We start from the raw sequence: 17,502 nt of genomic DNA, 5'->3' as shown, positions 1-17,502 counted from the left end.
GTATTTTGTTCATCTCAGGAATTATTATCCTTATCCTATCTGCATGGGGTTTTAAACCGCATAAATTGATGAATCAAAATGCCATTTTCACCCTCCCTGCTGATCTCAGTGTCTTTTATAAGAAACATCACTATCAAATCCGTGAGTATGCCATCAATGCCGATAAAAGGGTTTACATTGACCCAGCGGAGTCACCACGTCACTTTATTGATCTGGATCGTTGGGATCAGCACGATTCTATCCAGATCCCATGGAATAAAGCAAAGGAAAAATATCAGGAAAAATATTTGATCAGCCGTGGAATTGTTCCTTGGCAAATCGAGAAGTCATATCGTCAATTAAAAAAAGCCTTCTTCGAAAAGGATATTGACCGAATTATTAAGATCTCTGCTGATTTAGGTCATTATGTAGCTGATGCCCATGTTCCATTACATACCAGCAGTAATTATAACGGACAGTTAACAGACCAGATTGGAATCCATGCCCTATGGGAAACCCGATTGCCTGAAAGATATAGCAACAAGTATAGTTTATATGTCGGACCGGCGGTCTATATTGATGATGTTCTGGGTTTTGCGTGGCAGGCAGTCCTTGAAAGTCATTCCCTCCTCGATTCCGTATTAAAAGTTGAAAAGGATTTGTCAAATAAACTTCCAAAAGTCCTACATCGATCCTTTATCCAGCGAGGTCAACAATTACAAACAAACTACTCCGACTTCTATGTCACAAATTATCATAATCAGTTAAATGGTATGGTCATGCGACGAATGAAAAAATCAATCCATGCCATCGGCTCAATATGGTTTACAGCTTGGGTGGATGCAGGACAGCCTGACCTTGCCAACACTCAAATCCTAGAAAACAAAATTGATAGTATAGACCTTAAGATCAATCATATCCCTAAAGGTCGAGAAGAATGGCATTAGAATATTCGTTCAACTAAACATTTTAACTAATTTTGGCAAAAATTTAATTAAAATGTCAACCAAAAAGTTATTATTCCTTTTTTGTTCTATACCTACATTCGCCTTTACACAAAGTTTGAATGATACGACCAAAATCTCAGAGGTCATCATTCAGGAAAACAGATTTCAGATTCCTTTCAATCAACATAGCCGCAATATCCAGGTCTTGACGCAAAAGGACCTTAAGAAATTACCAAGTACAAGTATCAATGAGGTCTTAAGGTACGTGTCTGGCGTAGATATCCGTCAGCGTGGTCCTTTCGGAACCCAAGCTGATATCGGCATCGATGGTGGTAGTTTCGACCAAACGCTGGTATTGATCAATGGTGTTAAATTATCTGATCCACAGACAGGTCACCACATGCTCAATATCCCTATTCCATTAGAAGCAATCGAAAGAATTGAAATCCTCCGTGGGCCTGCCTCCAGGATGTATGGAATCAATGCCCTTACCGGAGCTGTCAATATTGTAACCAAACAAGTGGAACATAATTCAGTATATACCCATCTATATGCAGGGACTTCTTTTGACAAAGTGGAAGAAACGGATAAGGATGGCATCTACTATGGAACAGGTATTCAGGTTGGAGGAACTTTTTATAATAAAAGCAACCAACATCAATTATATGCCAGTAAAGAGCATAGCAATGGACAGCGATATAATACTGGTTCTGATAACGAAAAAATCTATTATCAAAACAACCTAGTCATAAATTCGGACAACAGAATCCAAATGATGGCTGGCTATATGAATAACAGATTTGGTGCAAATGGTTATTATGCAGCACCTGGGGATAAAAATTCAGAAGAGTTGGTAGAGACATTTTTATCAAGTATTTCCTCTCAACACCAGCTGAACGAAAACTGGTACCTGAATCCTAGGATCAATTACCGCTATAATGATGATGATTATAGATACTTTAAAGATGATTTGAGCAAAGGAAGAAGCCATCACTACACACATAGCCTCTCAGGTGAATTAAATGCATACAGACAATTTAAATACGGTGATTTGGGATTAGGGATTGAATCAAGACATGAAAAGATCAATAGCTCCAACATTGGAAATCATAGTCGCAATAACCTTGGATTTTTCACTGAATTCCGTTCAACCTATTTTAGGAAGTTTATTTTCAACCTAGGAGCCTATATCAATTACAATTCTGATTACGATTGGCAGGTATTCCCTGGACTAGATATCAGTTACCTGATCAATGACAACTGGAAGATTTCGGCAAGCAGTGGGACCAGCCAAAGGATCCCAACCTTTACAGACCTGTATCTAAACCAAAGACCCGGAAATATTGGAAATCCAGATCTAAAAAGTGAAAATGCTTGGCAAAACGAAATCGGAACTTCCTATTCTAAAGGGGACCTCAGTATAAGGGCGGGCTACTTCTATCGTGATATCGATAACTTTATTGATTGGATGCGTGAAAGTACGGATGTACCTTACCAAGCAAATAATTTAGGGAACAATAAAACCCACGGAATCTTTTCCAATCTATTATACAATTACCAGATTGCCGAAAGAAAAAGCTTGAACTTCAACTTTTCCTACAGCTATTTAAACCCTTCTATTGTAAACAATTACAAGAACAGCATAATCAAATACGGAATCGAAAGCTTAAAACATCAGGCTATCGCAACCATTAGCTTCCATACCGGAAATTGGAATTTTATTACTGCAAATCGTTGGCTAGAAAGGACTTCAAACAACTCATATTTTGTGTCCGATGCCCGCATCGCATTCCAAAAATCTAAGTATACCATCTACGGCGATATCCAGAATATATTTGATGCACAATACATCGAAGTTGGAGCAGTCCCAATGCCAAGCCGCTGGGCTACATTGGGATTTAAGTATAACATTAAATTATAGATATGAGATGTGAGATATGAGATGTGAGAAATTTGGAATGAAGGCATGCTCATCGACCAGCACCTCGGCTTGGCTAGATAACCGCCGAGATGCTACCATGCCATCGGAATAATCTTGGCCCATCCTCTCTTCCTTTCCATCTTGGTTCAGACCCAGATCTTGGCCCATCCTCTTATCCTTTTCCTCCTGGTTCAAACCCAGATCTTGGCCTATCCTCCCATCCTTTCCATCCTGGTTTTAATCCAAATCTTGGCCCATCCTCTTATCCCATTAATCCTGGTTCAAAAAACAGGGCGATTATTTCTAATCGCCCTACCTTATTTTGTTTTCTAGTCTTAAAGTTGTTTCTCTAATTTATCAGTCAATACTGATTTTGGAACAGCACCGATTTGTTTGTCAACAATCTCACCATTCTTAAAGAACAACAAAGCCGGGATATTACGGATTCCATAACGAACAGAAATATCTGGATTGTTATCAACATTAACTTTACCTACCACTGCTTTACCTTCGTACTCCGTTGCAATCTCATCCACCAATGGACCTACCATACGACATGGGCCACACCATTCTGCCCAAAAGTCAATTAGTACTGGTTTATCTGATTTTAATACAACTTCATCAAAGTTGCCATCTGTAATTTCTAATGCCATTTTGATTATGTTTTTATGATTTTACAATTTAAATGAACACAAATATAAGCAATCGCTTATACATGCTATTTACTTACAACTATTATTTTTTTTATATGCTATCAATTTAATTTATATCGCACACTCTCTAAAGCTTCCAATCCATCCAAAAATTCATTGGTGATAAAAATCTTCTTCCGCTTTACAGGCATTTCAATGGACAATTCATCCTGAAGATCCATGATCATAAACTTTAATTGACAGTTTGCCTCTTGCCCTTCTAATTGAGTATAACTCACTAACTCTTCTAATGTTTTGACAAATTCCTGATTTAAGATATGCAATGGAAACTGAATAGTAAAGCTTTTTGCCATCTTTTCGCGTAAATCAGATAGCAATTGGATGCCTTTCAGCTCAAATCCCCAGTTACCAACTTGTTTGAAACGCTCTTGCACCAATCCCCTGATCTGGACAAAATAGCCTTCCTGCAGATAACCTTTAAATTTCACATAATCTTCACCAAAAACCATGATCTCATAGGAGTCTGAATAATCTTCAATAATAAATGAACCAAAAGGTTTGCCCGATTTGGCAACCCTATGGTTTGCCAAGGCCACAATCCCTCCTAAAACAACCTCCTTGTTCTTGATCCGGTTAAATTCAAGTAATAGCTCCTGCTCTACTTCCGCAGCTTTCACCTTATTGATCATCTGTAGGTCTGTCACATTATTTGGACAGAAATGGCGCATTTCGAATTTATAGTTATCCAAAGGGTGACTGGTCAGATAAATTCCGATCACATCTTTTTCATATTTCAACTTCTCGATCAATCCCCATGCTGGACATGGATTCAAGGTCGGTTCAGGCAATTCAACAGCTCCACCCGCTCCAAATAAACTTACCTGCGCGGAGTTCTCATTCTCTTTAAATTTATGAGCAAATTTAATGGCCTTCTCAATCCCCGAACTACTATCGGTGTCCGAGAAAAAGTATTGTGCACGGTGGGTATCCGAAAAGGAATCAAATCCTCCAGCATAAGCCAGACTTTCGAATGCTTTCTTATTGATCATCCGAAGATCAACTCGCTTAGCTAAATCAAATATTGACTTGTACGGACCATCAGTTCTACTATTTACAATCGTTTCTACGGCTCCTGCTCCTACACCTTTCACTGCTCCAATACCAAAACGGATAGCCCCTTCATCATTTACCGTAAATTTATAATGCGACTCATTAACATCTGGACCTAAGACAGTTAAACCCATTCTCCTACACTCTTCCATAAAGAACGTTACTTGTTTGATATCGTTCATGTTATTGGAAAGTACAGCAGCCATATATTCCGCTGGATAATGTGCTTTTAGGTACGCAGTCTGATAGGCGACCCAGGCATAACAGGTGGAGTGGGATTTATTGAAGGCATAGGATGCAAATGCTTCCCAGTCAGTCCAGATCTTTTCCAAAACCTTTGCACTATGTCCATTCGCTTCTGCTTGGGCAACAAATTTAGGCTTCATCTTATCCAAGACCGCTTTTTGTTTCTTACCCATCGCCTTACGGAGAACGTCGGCATCACCTTTTGAGAATCCCGCAAGCTTTTGGGACAGAAGCATTACCTGCTCCTGGTAAACCGTAATACCGTAGGTTTCACTCAGGTATTCCTCACAGGCATCCAAGTCATAGGTGATAGGTTCAATTCCATGCTTACGTTTTACGAAACTAGGAATATATTCCATCGGACCTGGACGATATAATGCATTCATGGCAATTAAATCCGCAAAGACTGTCGGTTTTAATTCCTTCATATATTTCTGCATCCCCGGAGACTCGTATTGGAAGATACCAATGGTCTCACCCCTCTGGAACAGTTCGTAGGTCTTTACATCATCAATAGGGAAATTATCGGGATCCAAATCGATGTCATGGCTCAATTTAACGTTGATTACAGTATCCTTGATTAAGGTTAACGTTTTTAAGCCTAGAAAGTCCATCTTCAAAAGACCCGCACTTTCAACGACCGAGTTGTCGAATTGGGTGACATATAGATCTGAATCCTTCGCTAAAGATACTGGAACGAAATTCGTAATATCATCCGGTGTGATGATTACCCCACAGGCATGTATACCCGTATTACGCATCGATCCTTCCAAGACCCTGGCTTGTTTGATGGTCTCCGCTTCAATACCGGCACCATCAGCCAAAGACTTCAGTTTATTGACGGCTTCCAACTCTTCACTACGCAAAACTTCCTTCAGCACTTTGTCCTCCAGATTGAAGATCTTACTTAGTTTCAAGTTGGGAATCAATTTTGCAATTTCATTGGCATCAGAAAGTGGAAGATCCAAAACCCTGGCAGTATCCTTGATAGAAGATTTCGCTGCCATAGTTCCATAAGTAATGATCTGCGCTACTTGTGATGCTCCATATTTGTCGATTACATATTGCATTACCCGACCACGCCCCTCATCATCGAAGTCGATATCAATATCGGGCATGGAAACACGGTCAGGATTCAAGAAACGCTCAAATAGCAAATCATATAAGATGGGGTCTATATTGGTAATCCCCAAACAATAGGCAACGGCAGAACCTGCTGCTGAACCACGACCCGGACCTACTGATACTCCCATTTCACGGGCGGCAGCAATAAAGTCCTGTACGATCAAGAAATAACCAGGATACCCTGTTTTCTCAATCGTAGCCAATTCAAAATCCAATCGCTCCCGAATGGAATCGGTAATCTCAGGATATCGTTTCTCCGCACCGATATAGGTCAGGTGCCTTAAGAAGGCATTCTCACCACGCTTTCCACCATCAACCAAATCCTCTTCCGATTGGAACTGTTCAGGGATTTCAAATTTTGGAAGTAAGACATCCCTGTTCAAGGAATAAATCTCAATCTTATCCAAAACCTCCTGTATATTGATGATGGCATGTGGTGTATCTTTAAAAACCTGCTTCATTTCATCAGCAGATTTGAAATAGTATTCTTGGTTTGGTAAACCAAATCGGAATCCGCGACCTCTCCCTTTCGGTGTAGAGAGCTTTTCACCATCCTTAACACATAATAGAATATCGTGCGCGTGCGCATCAGCTTTATTGACGTAATATGTATTGTTGGTCCCGATTACCTTCACCTGATGTTTTTCTGCCAGTTGGACCAAGGTATCATTTACCCTGTTTTCGTCCTCCTGACCATGTCGCATCAATTCAATATAGAAATCCTCGCCAAACTGTTCCTTCCACCAGATCAGCGCTTCTTCTGCTTGGGCTTCACCTATATTTAAAACCTTGCTAGGGACCTCACCATTTAGGTTACCTGAAAGAACGATCAAATCTTCTTTATAGCGTTCGACAGTTTCCTTATCGATCCTCGGCACATAATAAAATCCTTCAGTATAAGCTACTGAAGCCATTTTTGCCATGTTGTGATATCCATTTTTGTTCTTGGCCAGAAAGACAATTTGATAACCATTGTCTTTTCTGCTTTTGTCTTTACGGTTCTCACATACAAAGAATTCACAACCCACAATGGGTTTGATGATCCGACCATCATAGGTCTCGCCATTTTCTTCAGCTTCCTTAATTTTTGCTTCTACATCCTTATTGTGACCTAAGGTCTTGCTAACAAAGTGAAAGGCTCCCATCATATTACCATGGTCCGTCATGGCAACTGCCGACATTTTATGCTTGGCTGCTGCTTGGATCAGGCTATCAATGGAAATTGTGGACTGTAAAACTGAAAATTGGGTATGATTATGTAAGTGGGCAAACTCAGCTGCTTCAAATTTAGCTAGAGTTTCAGGATCAATGACAACCTTTTTAACCCCCATGCTTTCCTCTTGACGGATTGCATCAGAGGCCGCCTTCAGGTTTACATGCTTCAGTCCTACGGATTCAACAACGGAAGGATTCTCTTTTCTAAATTCTACAAAATAGCCGGTATCAACCTGTAAATCACTTGGCGTAAATACATCTTTTCTGATCAGCTCAAAAAAGCATCGCGTAGTTGCTTCCACGTCGGCTGTAGCATTGTGCGCCTCAGCAAATGGAACCCCAAACAGATAACTGTGTAATTCTGTTAGGTTAGGCAACTTATATCGGCCACCACGACCACCGGGCAGTTTCAATAGCTCTGCCGTGACTTCCGTACAGGTATCAAGGATGGGCATGGAAGCCATTGGACTATCCACCTGATAACGGTAGAATTCACAGCCCATAATATTGATATCAAAACCAATATTCTGACCTACCACAAATTTCGCCTTTGCTAATGCTTCATTGAATTTAACTAAAACATCAGTCAGGGGTATACCCTCAGATTCTGCCAATTCAGTAGAAATACCATGGATTTTTTCAGAATCATAGGGAATGTTGAAACCATCCGGCTTGATCAAATAATCCTGATGCTCAACCAGCCTTCCCATTTCATCGTGCAATTGCCAAGCAATCTGAATACACCTCGGCCAGTTATCTGTATCCGTAATTGGTGCATCCCAACGCTTTGGCAAACCCGTAGTCTCCGTATCAAAAATTATATACATCTTTCTCTTCTCCCTAAAACTTTGAACTAACAAAAATACTTAATATTATCCTAATAAACTCCCAAATTCTAGGAACTAAAATCTCCAATTCTTTAAGTAAATCTAAACTAGGATTTTAAAGGCAAAGCTCTGTTTTTAAAAAGTCATTTTGCAATTTTAGCTTTCCATATCGATCAATTAATAAATTAGCAACCTATCAAATTCCAGCAAACAAAAAACGCAGCCCATTTACTGCGGACTGCGTTTTTATATATTTTTAGAGGTTCTTTATTTCAAGATCACAACTTCTACTCTTCTGTTCTTTTGTCTTCCTTCTGGAGTTTTGTTGTCAGCAATTGGTTTGGTCTGGCCTAAACCTTTTGTTGAAATTCGAGCGTCAGATATCCCCGCATCTACCAAAAACTTCTCCACAGAAGCTGCACGCTTGTCTGACAGCCAAACATTGTACTCCGGAGTACCTGTAGCATCAGTATGTCCATCAACTCTGATCTTGGAACTGGCGTTGGAAGTCTTCAATACCTTCACCAATTTGCTCAATTCAGTTTTTGCTCCATCTGTTAAATATGAAGAATTCGTCGGGAACAATAAATCGGATGATATGGAAACTAAAATACCTTCATTTGTCTGCTTCGCGTCCTCAAATTCTCTCTTCACATTTTTCAATCCATCATTGGTTCCATCTTGACTGACTACAGCCCCTGGGTTCACAACCAATGCTTGTTGTTTACAAGAAAATAAAGTAAGACCCGCTAAAAAAATTAAAGTTAAATAGTTGATTCGCTTCATGAGTTTTTATAAAGTTATTATTCTGTAAATATAGTGATATTACTATTAAAAATGTCACTTCTTGAAGATTCTTTGTTCCGCAGATCTGATTTCTGGAATTGCCTGATATAAGTTCCAGATCAGCCCTGTTCTGGCGTTCTCCAACAGGATGGCAAGGTTGGATTGGTTGTTGGCAATATACTCATCAGAAACATCATCTGTCCGCAAATCCATCCATGCTCTAAAACCATATTCGGTAAAGAGGTATTCTCCAAATTGATTGTACATGGCATACATGGAACGCTTAGAGCGGCTCTCATCCAAAAACATGGACGAAATCGCTATGGCCGGATTGATCCGGAAAGTACCAATACTATCTCTATATTGATAGAATCCCCAAATATCAGAATTTGAAGTACCTACGCCAATCTCATTATCCCTGCGTTTTGCCACTTGTGTATATTTTTGGAGAACTGATTTCAGGTCATACTCTCCTACCTTACTTAGATTCGGGTTGATCGTATTAAAAGGCCTGTACATATCCAATAGACTCGTGGTATAGTTTCCGAATGGAAGTTTGATACCGTACATCAGGGTATCATGCGCTGAAGCCACTTTAAATATGGAATCCTGCCCAGGAACGGAAATCAATACCTTTTCAGCATCCATCATCAGGTTAACGGAATCCCCTAAATTGGATTCATGATCGGTGCCCATCCGTCGGATCGAATTTCTTCCCCTTGGCTTTTCAAATCTATATTTTAAAGCGTTGGCAAAGGCCTCAGGTGGCAAGCTTGATTTTGTGGAAGCAATGGCTAACATGTAGGCATTTAGGCCTCCATTGATACCAACCAAGGGATCAAAGGTAAAATACTCATCTACCATATCGATTGCTGATCTTAACACCAATGGATCAGAAGGCAAGGTCACTCCTCTCCAATCCAATCTTTCCCACAACTGGGTAATATCCGCGCGTAACTTATTTTCATCTGCTGCATCGGTAGTCAGGTACTGACGGATGACCAATAAGGCTTCCATCAATGAGCTCGTGGCTTGCACGTCATAACGTGGAATATCGTCTAGATATAAAGGCAGTCCTTTTCTACCATCAAAATAAGCAGGAAAGAAGCCCTTATTGTTTTGGGCCTTGCCCAAAAACCCTACAATCCGTTTAACCCGATTTAGGAACAATGCTTTGCTTACAAATCCTTTCTCTACACCCACCAACATGCTCAGCATGGCACCTCCGGTTTCACGAACAGAAACCACTGCCTTATCTTTCATGCGATAAGGCATGTACATTCCTGAATTGATATCGTAATTCTCAACGAAATAATTTACGTTGGCAAGTTGGATCAGATCCAATAACTGATCTTCATTAAGTTGTTTGGGTTCAACTTCTAGCACTTCTGAAAATGGAGATTCACGGTAGTTGTAGTCCACCCAGGCAATCTTATAATAATATTTCTTATCTAAAACAGGCACATAGTCCAAGCTCCTCAGCATATAGGTTGGTCGGATGGCCACTGCTTTAAATTCTTTATTGTCCAAGGAGCGATAGATCTTAACATAGCGGATACTAGGTGTCAGGGGAACCTGCCACTGTAGGTCCACATGCTTCCCATAAGCAGTAGCTTTGGATAATACCGCATTGGATGTCAAGGGAGCCTCTGAATATTTTGTAGGAAGGAATTCTATCTGATCCAGAAATAATTGATTGGTAACCTCACTGGAGTGATGTTGCCTAAGTATAATCCCAGAGATATTATGATCAATATTCAAGCCTGCAAATTCCTTCAATGGAATCTTCACGCTCATCCAACTGCTATGGTTATAATCTTCGATATAATCTCCCAATGGGATAGAAACTGATTGATTCATCCCTTGTTGGATAGAAATTGAAGGTAAGTTTTCAGCTTTTGTACCAGCAGAACCTACAAAGATCTTTAGGCTCAGGATATCATCGAAGGACACCCGATAGTGAAATTTCTGCCTACTATACTTGATCAGCACATCCCAATCTCCCATTTCGGAGGAAATGTATTTTAGGGAAAGCGCATTCCCAGGAGTAAAAAATAAGCTGTCCGAAACCAAAAGGTTTTTTTGGACATTCTCCACCCAACTATCGCCCGAATAATTAACGATACTGCGGGCATAAGTTCCTTTCACCAAACTATTATCAAATACCACCTCAGGATAGGATTCAGCTTTACTGTTCAAGCCCAGAAAGCATAAAAAGAGTATAGTAAAGAGTCGAAGTTGCATAAACAAGAATTAATCTACGAAAATAGATAAAAATCGCGCCAAAAGCTATTATTATGCCCTTTTTCTGGCTTCGTGATAAAATTATTACGCACATTACAAGCACATTGCATTTTTTATCAGGATATTATTTTTCAACTTTGTTAAATCTCTCTATATTTGCAGCACGTCAAGCGAAAGTAGCTCAGTTGGTAGAGCACAACCTTGCCAAGGTTGGGGTCGCGAGTTCGAATCTCGTCTTTCGCTCAGTTGCCTAGGTGGTGGAACTGGTAGACACGCAGGACTTAAAATCCTGTTCCCGTTAAGGGAGTGCGGGTTCGATTCCCGCCCTAGGTACAGAAAAAAGCCGCTTAAAGCGGCTTTTTTAGTATGTAAGTATTTAGTAGTTAGTATTTAGACCTATAGTTTCCTAAAAAGAGAAACCCCCAGAGGGGTGAGATATTTTTATATTTGAGGAAACTTCAAATTCTGAATGATATTTAAGAATCTGTTAGGTTCCACTCTCCACATCCCTGTCATCGTCAATCTTCGATTGACGAACTATACGCCAATATAAACTATCTAAGATTGGCACATTGAACGTCAATTCAAATTGGATAATAGTTTAAGTTTGCATTGTTCCGAGATACTTCGGATGAACCTCAGTATGACTAAAAAAAATAGATTCTTCGCCTTATCCTGAATCCCTCTTTAGCGCATTTTATTCTGAACGATATGTGAAGAATCTGTACGGTTCCACTATACCCCTCCCTGTCATCGTCAATCTTCGATTGACGAACTGTACGCCAATACAAACTATCTAAGATTGACACATTGAACGTCAATCCAAATTGGATAATAGTTTAAGTTTGCATTGTTCCGAGATACTTCGGATGAACCTCAGTATGACTAAAAAAAATAAATTCTTCGCCTTATCCTGAATCCCTCTTTAGCGCATTTTTATTCTGAACGATATGTGAAGAATCTGTACAGTTCCACTATAACCATCCCTGTCATCGTCAATCTTTGATTGACGAACTGTACGCCAATATAAAATTTCATGATTTTAAAATAGTTTATTGTATAGTTCCGAGATCCTTAATGCGTCAGGACGAGAGCGTGCTGGATAACCGAAGGTTAAAAAACCGTACACCAATACAATCTTATTCCTCGGTGTCACCCTGAGGGTCACCCCGAAGGGTCTCGGAACATTACATTCTTCAATTAAAATAGTTTCCTAATCTTACGATTTTGGAATGACTCACTCTTCCTAAAAGAAATCAAAAAATAGATTCTTCGCCTTGCTCTGAATCCCTCTTTAGCGCATTTTTATTCTGAACGATCAGTGAAGAATCTGTACGGTTCCACTATACCCATCCCTGTCATCGTCAATCTTCGATTGACGAACTGTACGCCAATACAAAATTTCATGATTTTAAAAAAGTTTATTGTATTGTACCGAGATCCTTCCTGTGTCAGGACGGCAGCGTGGCGTTAAACAATATATGTTTAGGTTTGTATTGTTCTGAGATTTTCGAAGATTTTTAGAATACGAAAAAAGTCTTCACAATATTTTACCTAAATTCGAAAAGGAACAATTGCAGGTTCTCCTCCCTTCCCTAAAATTTTCAACTAAGAAAATTCTTCTATTTCTAAAAATCTCGATAGACCTTTTGACCTTATTCGAGACACATTCCGAAAATTCGCAATACAACCAAACCATTTCTCGAATATGGCTCGAATGAATCCCGAACAAGACAAGGAAATAAAGTCCAATTCCAGCCATCCATTTCTTCCTAAAAACTGATGGCCCTCTCCTATTTTCCTACGCAATCTCAAGTCTAACCTTATCCATTTCAGTCAATTATTTACAATTATTTAAAAGGTCATTTTCACACTTTAGAGGCCATTACCACATATCAATAGCAAACTGTAGTGATGAAACGACAATTTAAAATTAACTGCTATTACGCATATCTTCTGCAGTAGAGAAAATGAATTTCCTACTTATTTTTACAATGTTTTCAAAGTGAAGACATTAGAATATACCGAAAATCACTAACTATTAACGCGTAATTCTAAAATTTTATAAAGTATCACTAACTAGGTGCAAAGCATTATGGATAAAACTTACATGAGTCCAAAAATCGAGGTCCTCGATATCCATCTTGAAGAAGGTATAGCTTCAGGATCAGCATTTGTCCGCCCTCATAACACTGATAATGAGCTGATGGACCAATGGTACCAAGACGATCAGGAAACAAAAAATATCGATTGGTAATACAAACACACAAAGAATAATAAAAACCTACAAAATGGAATTTACACTACTGAACAAGATGGCTAGATTAAAAAGTATGTTCTTTATAGCGATTCTGCTACTTAGCTTTCAATCTTGTAAAAAATCAGGCTCTGATCCAGTTTCTGGAGAACTGACGACCGTAAAAGTAAAATTATCGGTTGGCTCACCTGAAGAAGAAAGAATAGCATACGGAAGCAATAAATCAACTAAGAGAGCGCCAGAATCCAATGTACAATTATCGAACGTACAGATCAGCGATAATATGAACATGGAAGTGATGGTAATCCGCGATGTTGAACCTTCTACGATTAGAAGGACTTCTTCTGCAGACAATGCAGCCAAAGCAGCAACACAAACCGTGAACTCAACTTTGACTCCTGGCGTGAAATACCGCATTATGGTTTATAATAATGCAGGTGCCCATCAAGGGAATTTCGACTATATCTATGGTAGCGAACCTACAACTGGTGGCATTCAATTAAATGCTGGTGAAACCTACACTTTTGTAGTTTATTCAGTGAATAGCTCGACAGATTTACCAAATGTGAGCAACCAAGGAAGCTTAAGTACAGCTAGTCTGAATAATATCTCCAGTGATCTTATGTTCTTTAAAAAGTCAGTGAAATTGACTCACGGAGATAATAACCTGAACGCCGTATTGGTACATCAATTTAGCCAGATTACGACGACCATTGAAATGGACGATAGTATGACTGGATCTATTGAAGCAATTTCAAATGCCCGTTTCTCTCCAACAAAAGCTAGTGGTTCATTGAAATTCAGTGATGAAAGTCTAAGTTTCCCTAATCAAAATGGGCAAACTAATGTGACATTTCCAACTATTACATCTGGTATGAGAAGCATCAGTAGTAATCCAACATTTTTGATCAGCAAGAGTGTTACGGATGCCATCTTTACTTTTGGATCAATCACTTTAGATGCGGAGACCCAAACTGGAATTCAAGTTAAGGATGTTAAGATTACTCCGGGACATAAATACAATTTAGTATTACGATTCAGAGCATGTACCCAAAACGTGACCTCAGATGCCATGAACTGGAGATACAAGGAAGAAACTTGGAGAGAAGGAAATTGGTTTACAGGCTATACAACTTATATTGGCATCATAAAAGACGGCAAAAAAATTAAAAACAATGAGATAATAACAAATGATTTTAGTGCACCACGAGCTGATTATGGTTTCCAATTTGATATTACCGAATTAGACAATGCATTGAATATGCGCGTAAATGGTAAATATATTTTTGGAAACAGTTACGCAGACCAGATCCAATTCCAGACTAACAATAACTTAGGTACTGTACGTAATATTGAATTTGAAGACGGCACAGAATACGCTAAAAATGGTATTGATGAGGCTTACAACCTAAAAGGTACTTTGGCAAAACCATTGATCCGTATCATGATCAGTCGTACTGGAGAAGTGACCATGTTAGGAAGCAAAACCAACGAAGGACCATTGATTCCATTGCGCTTGAAAGGTGGCAAGCAATTCAATAATGTTACCTGGAGTTCTACAGGTTCAAATACCGTAGTAGTAAGCCAGAAAGTGGACGGTAGGACGATTGTTGTTGGTAGAGGTTATGGAAGAAAAAGAACCGACTGTCCTAAATAGCATAAGCCCCATTTAATAACAAGGATATAATTTTTAAGATAACGGCCAAATGTAATATTTGGCCGTTTTTATTTTGCCAAGATTTTATTGATACACACGCACCCAATCTATTTCCATGGCTACAGGTAATTGTGATTGATCCACCTTACCTACCCAATTTCCACCTAATTGTTGATCGATCAAGATAAAAAAAGGTTGATCATATGGCCATTGTGTAGGGTCAACCCCTTCTACTCTTGGATAGGTAAAAGTATCCTTTCCATTCAATTGAAAAACAATTCTGTCAGGGTACCATGAGATTCCAAAGACATTGAATTCATCAGGTTCTATGGCCGTTGTGCCAGAATGTGGCGGATTGTCTTGATGACCAAGATTTAGGGTATAATGGGAATGGGTTGTCTGATAGATTATTTTATCAAAGTTAAGGTGTTCCATGATATCGATCTCTCCATTCATGGGGTATTTGCCGTATTTATCCAATTCAGCTAACATCCACATGGCCGGCCATGCACCCTGTGCACTTCCCAATTTAGCCCGAATCTCAATCCGGCCATATTGAAAGGCAAATTTGTTCTTGCTCCAGATCCCTCCTGTGATAAAGGGCCTAGGGTCTGAGGATAGGTCTGGATTATTGATACCTAGTAAAAACAAACTCCCATTTTCCATTCGGAAAACGGCATCTGAAGTACTCATATGTCTGTTCCAATCAGATTCTCCTTTGGGTATCCGGGACCATTTTGTTGAATCTATCCCTGTCCCGTTAAAATTATCCTCCCAGATCAATTTCCACTTTCTATCTGCCCTATTTTCTTTTTGGATATGGATATATGGTTTGTCCGCCATCTTTTGCGTGACTGAACAGGACCCCAATAAAGTAATGAAAGTGAGTCCAAGGAGATATAGGTTTTTAGTTTTCATAGCAGATTAAAATAGAGAAGTTTGTCCAGACCAAAGTTTTTGGATATCGGGACGATTGGTATTTCCGCTGCGATCAGCTGTAACCCGATGCACTTGGTGGGCATTTAATTCCTTTGGGTATGGAATCATCAATTGTTTGATTTCCTCTTTTCCTTCTGCAAATAACCAAGCATCTCTTGACTCCTCGGGAATTACCAATGGCATCCTTTTCTTTTCATTATGGACCTCCTCAAGCAGTTCATTTGCAGCTGTTGTGATCACGGAAAAAGTAGGATAAGTTTCACCAGTTTCCTGATCCGTGAAATTGGAATATACAATCCCCAAACTGATGATTTCATGCTTAGGAGCATAAATGAAGTAATTCTCAGTATCTTTTTTTCCGGCGACCTTATGGGGTTCATAAAACCCGGTTACATACAATAATCCTCGATTATTGTGGATGTAGTTTTTATAGCTAGCTTTTTCGAAAATACTTTCAGCTTCGGCATTGAGGGTGTTTGCATATTTACCGGCATCTGTTTCCGTCTTCACCCAGCTGGGAATCAGCTTCCACCTCGCCTCGATCACAGCATCCGAATCTTGGTTTAATGTCACTGGAAGATAGGGCCTAGTGAATCCTGAAATATGGAATATTTCATTTTCATTCGGATAGTATACCTTCTTTTTGGGAAGTTTATTTTTTAATTCTGATTTACTTGGAGAACCAACATGATAACACATAACTGTAAGGTAGATTTCATTTGAAAATAATAATTATTATACAATAAAACGCATATTTTAATTGCAGGAACACAAATGGAGATAAATCAACATTTATTATTTCCAATAAACAATTATACCCCAATAGCTTGGGGTATAATCTTATGCAAATTGACAATAAATTGTAAACTAATTTCTGAAAAGAGTCAATCTGCAATTTTATGGTTGTATTGCGATGTGCGTTATAACAGTTTTAATGTTCTAGATAATTTTCAAACAATTTAAATGTAAATTGGTTTTTGAACATTTGATTTTTTATAAATAATAAAAATATTAAACTTTTTTCACCGGAATTGATTCATTCATAAAGGTATCTGAAAATATGGGGGATAAAATAAAACTGGAATTGGGTGATATTACCAAATGTCATGTGGATGCTATTGTAAATGCAGCAAATACTTCATTATTGGGCGGAGGAGGTGTTGATGGTGCAATCCATCGGGCTGCTGGACCTTCACTATTAGAAGAATGCCAACAGATCCGCAACCGGCAAGGAGGTTGCAAAACAGGCCAGGCTGTCATAACCCATGCAGGTAATCTTCCCTGTAAATTTGTAATTCATGCCGTTGGTCCGGTTTGGAAGGATGGGAACCATAATGAAGATGAGCTTTTATATAATGCCTACTTCAATAGTTTAGTTTTGGCTAGTAAAAATAATGTAAGCAAAATTGCATTCCCTAATATCAGTACCGGAATTTATGGTTTTCCAAAAGAAAGGGCTGCAAAAATTGCGATTCAGGCGGTAAAAAATTATTTAACTGAAAATGAATCAATTGGAGAAGTAATTTTTGTCTGTTTTGATGAGGAAAACCTTAAGATTTACCAGAAATCGTTGGATATAACTATAATATAAACGTC

At 39.0% G+C, this 17,502-nt stretch carries 12 protein-coding genes and 2 tRNA genes; 7 read left to right on the top strand and 7 right to left on the bottom strand.

Annotation, left to right across the window (positions count from 1 at the left end; translation table 11 throughout):
• Positions 1 to 68 precede the first annotated feature (68 nt).
• On the top strand, positions 69 to 926 hold the full coding sequence (locus ACWICE_RS16215) for a zinc dependent phospholipase C family protein (protein ID WP_313259844.1): 858 nt from the start codon (positions 69 to 71) through the stop codon (positions 924 to 926).
• Positions 927 to 978: 52 nt separating this feature from the next.
• Positions 979 to 2,847, top strand: coding sequence for a TonB-dependent receptor plug domain-containing protein (locus ACWICE_RS16210; RefSeq protein ID WP_454298788.1), 1,869 nt, complete (start codon positions 979 to 981; stop codon positions 2,845 to 2,847).
• Here ACWICE_RS16210 and ACWICE_RS16205 read toward each other — a convergent pair.
• From ACWICE_RS16205 to ACWICE_RS16185, 5 genes are all read right to left on the bottom strand, one after another.
• A complete protein-coding gene (locus ACWICE_RS16205) occupies positions 2,842 to 3,015 on the bottom strand; it encodes a hypothetical protein (protein WP_454298787.1) in 174 nt (57 codons plus the stop codon). The genes ACWICE_RS16210 and ACWICE_RS16205 overlap by 6 nt on opposite strands.
• A 167-nt stretch (positions 3,016 to 3,182) precedes the next feature.
• The gene (gene trxA, locus ACWICE_RS16200) at positions 3,183 to 3,500 is read right to left on the bottom strand and encodes a thioredoxin (RefSeq protein ID WP_093096263.1); all 318 of its coding nucleotides are present in this window, start codon (positions 3,498 to 3,500) and stop codon (positions 3,183 to 3,185) included.
• A gap of 101 nt (positions 3,501 to 3,601) precedes the next feature.
• Positions 3,602 to 8,023, bottom strand: a complete 4,422-nt coding sequence (gene dnaE, locus ACWICE_RS16195; protein ID WP_454298786.1) for a DNA polymerase III subunit alpha — start codon at positions 8,021 to 8,023, stop codon at positions 3,602 to 3,604.
• Positions 8,024 to 8,290: 267 nt separating this feature from the next.
• Positions 8,291 to 8,809: an OmpA family protein gene (locus ACWICE_RS16190; protein WP_185214370.1), complete on the bottom strand. Its 519-nt coding sequence runs from the start codon at positions 8,807 to 8,809 to the stop codon at positions 8,291 to 8,293.
• Between the two features lie 54 nt (positions 8,810 to 8,863).
• Positions 8,864 to 11,053: a glucoamylase family protein gene (locus tag ACWICE_RS16185; protein WP_313259099.1), complete on the bottom strand. Its 2,190-nt coding sequence runs from the start codon at positions 11,051 to 11,053 to the stop codon at positions 8,864 to 8,866.
• A 170-nt stretch (positions 11,054 to 11,223) separates the two neighbouring features.
• Here ACWICE_RS16185 and ACWICE_RS16180 point away from each other — a divergent pair.
• From ACWICE_RS16180 to ACWICE_RS16165, 4 genes are all read left to right on the top strand, one after another.
• A tRNA-Gly gene (locus ACWICE_RS16180) sits at positions 11,224 to 11,296 on the top strand.
• Between the two features lie 5 nt (positions 11,297 to 11,301).
• A tRNA-Leu gene (locus ACWICE_RS16175) sits at positions 11,302 to 11,386 on the top strand.
• A gap of 1,777 nt (positions 11,387 to 13,163) precedes the next feature.
• Positions 13,164 to 13,310 carry a hypothetical protein gene (locus ACWICE_RS16170; RefSeq protein ID WP_185216216.1) on the top strand — a complete coding sequence of 49 codons (147 nt, stop codon included), beginning with the start codon at positions 13,164 to 13,166 and terminating at the stop codon, positions 13,308 to 13,310.
• A gap of 34 nt (positions 13,311 to 13,344) precedes the next feature.
• Positions 13,345 to 14,967, top strand: a complete 1,623-nt coding sequence (locus ACWICE_RS16165) for a hypothetical protein (RefSeq protein ID WP_454298785.1) — start codon at positions 13,345 to 13,347, stop codon at positions 14,965 to 14,967.
• A gap of 84 nt (positions 14,968 to 15,051) precedes the next feature.
• Here ACWICE_RS16165 and ACWICE_RS16160 read toward each other — a convergent pair whose 3' ends face one another.
• Both ACWICE_RS16160 and ACWICE_RS16155 read right to left on the bottom strand, forming a co-directional pair.
• Positions 15,052 to 15,885 carry a glycoside hydrolase family 16 protein gene (locus ACWICE_RS16160; RefSeq protein WP_454291545.1) on the bottom strand — a complete coding sequence of 278 codons (834 nt, stop codon included), beginning with the start codon at positions 15,883 to 15,885 and terminating at the stop codon, positions 15,052 to 15,054.
• A 6-nt stretch (positions 15,886 to 15,891) separates the two neighbouring features.
• Positions 15,892 to 16,605, bottom strand: a complete 714-nt coding sequence (locus tag ACWICE_RS16155) for an SOS response-associated peptidase (RefSeq protein ID WP_454298784.1) — start codon at positions 16,603 to 16,605, stop codon at positions 15,892 to 15,894.
• Between the two features lie 361 nt (positions 16,606 to 16,966).
• Between ACWICE_RS16155 and ACWICE_RS16150 the strand changes: the two genes are divergently transcribed.
• Positions 16,967 to 17,497 carry an O-acetyl-ADP-ribose deacetylase gene (locus tag ACWICE_RS16150; RefSeq protein ID WP_313257910.1) on the top strand — a complete coding sequence of 177 codons (531 nt, stop codon included), beginning with the start codon at positions 16,967 to 16,969 and terminating at the stop codon, positions 17,495 to 17,497.
• Positions 17,498 to 17,502 lie beyond the last annotated feature (5 nt).

The sequence above is a fragment of the Sphingobacterium sp. NPDC055346 genome, assembly GCF_053645235.1.
The sequence above is the reverse complement of the archived record's forward strand: the minus strand, read 5'-3'. Positions and strand labels throughout refer to the sequence as shown.

What these genes read in the sequence shown, in the direction of transcription:
- ACWICE_RS16215 (WP_313259844.1), top strand. Translation starts at nt 69, where the DNA reads ATGAATCAAAATGCCATTTTCACCCTCCCTGCTGATCTCAGTGTCTTT.
- ACWICE_RS16210 (WP_454298788.1), top strand. Translation starts at nt 979, where the DNA reads ATGTCAACCAAAAAGTTATTATTCCTTTTTTGTTCTATACCTACATTC.
- ACWICE_RS16205 (WP_454298787.1), bottom strand. Translation starts at nt 3,015, where the DNA reads ATGGGCCAAGATCTGGGTCTGAACCAAGATGGAAAGGAAGAGAGGATG.
- trxA (WP_093096263.1), bottom strand. Translation starts at nt 3,500, where the DNA reads ATGGCATTAGAAATTACAGATGGCAACTTTGATGAAGTTGTATTAAAA.
- dnaE (WP_454298786.1), bottom strand. Translation starts at nt 8,023, where the DNA reads ATGTATATAATTTTTGATACGGAGACTACGGGTTTGCCAAAGCGTTGG.
- ACWICE_RS16190 (WP_185214370.1), bottom strand. Translation starts at nt 8,809, where the DNA reads ATGAAGCGAATCAACTATTTAACTTTAATTTTTTTAGCGGGTCTTACT.
- ACWICE_RS16185 (WP_313259099.1), bottom strand. Translation starts at nt 11,053, where the DNA reads ATGCAACTTCGACTCTTTACTATACTCTTTTTATGCTTTCTGGGCTTG.
- ACWICE_RS16170 (WP_185216216.1), top strand. Translation starts at nt 13,164, where the DNA reads ATGAGTCCAAAAATCGAGGTCCTCGATATCCATCTTGAAGAAGGTATA.
- ACWICE_RS16165 (WP_454298785.1), top strand. Translation starts at nt 13,345, where the DNA reads ATGGAATTTACACTACTGAACAAGATGGCTAGATTAAAAAGTATGTTC.
- ACWICE_RS16160 (WP_454291545.1), bottom strand. Translation starts at nt 15,885, where the DNA reads ATGAAAACTAAAAACCTATATCTCCTTGGACTCACTTTCATTACTTTA.
- ACWICE_RS16155 (WP_454298784.1), bottom strand. Translation starts at nt 16,605, where the DNA reads ATGTGTTATCATGTTGGTTCTCCAAGTAAATCAGAATTAAAAAATAAA.
- ACWICE_RS16150 (WP_313257910.1), top strand. Translation starts at nt 16,967, where the DNA reads ATGGGGGATAAAATAAAACTGGAATTGGGTGATATTACCAAATGTCAT.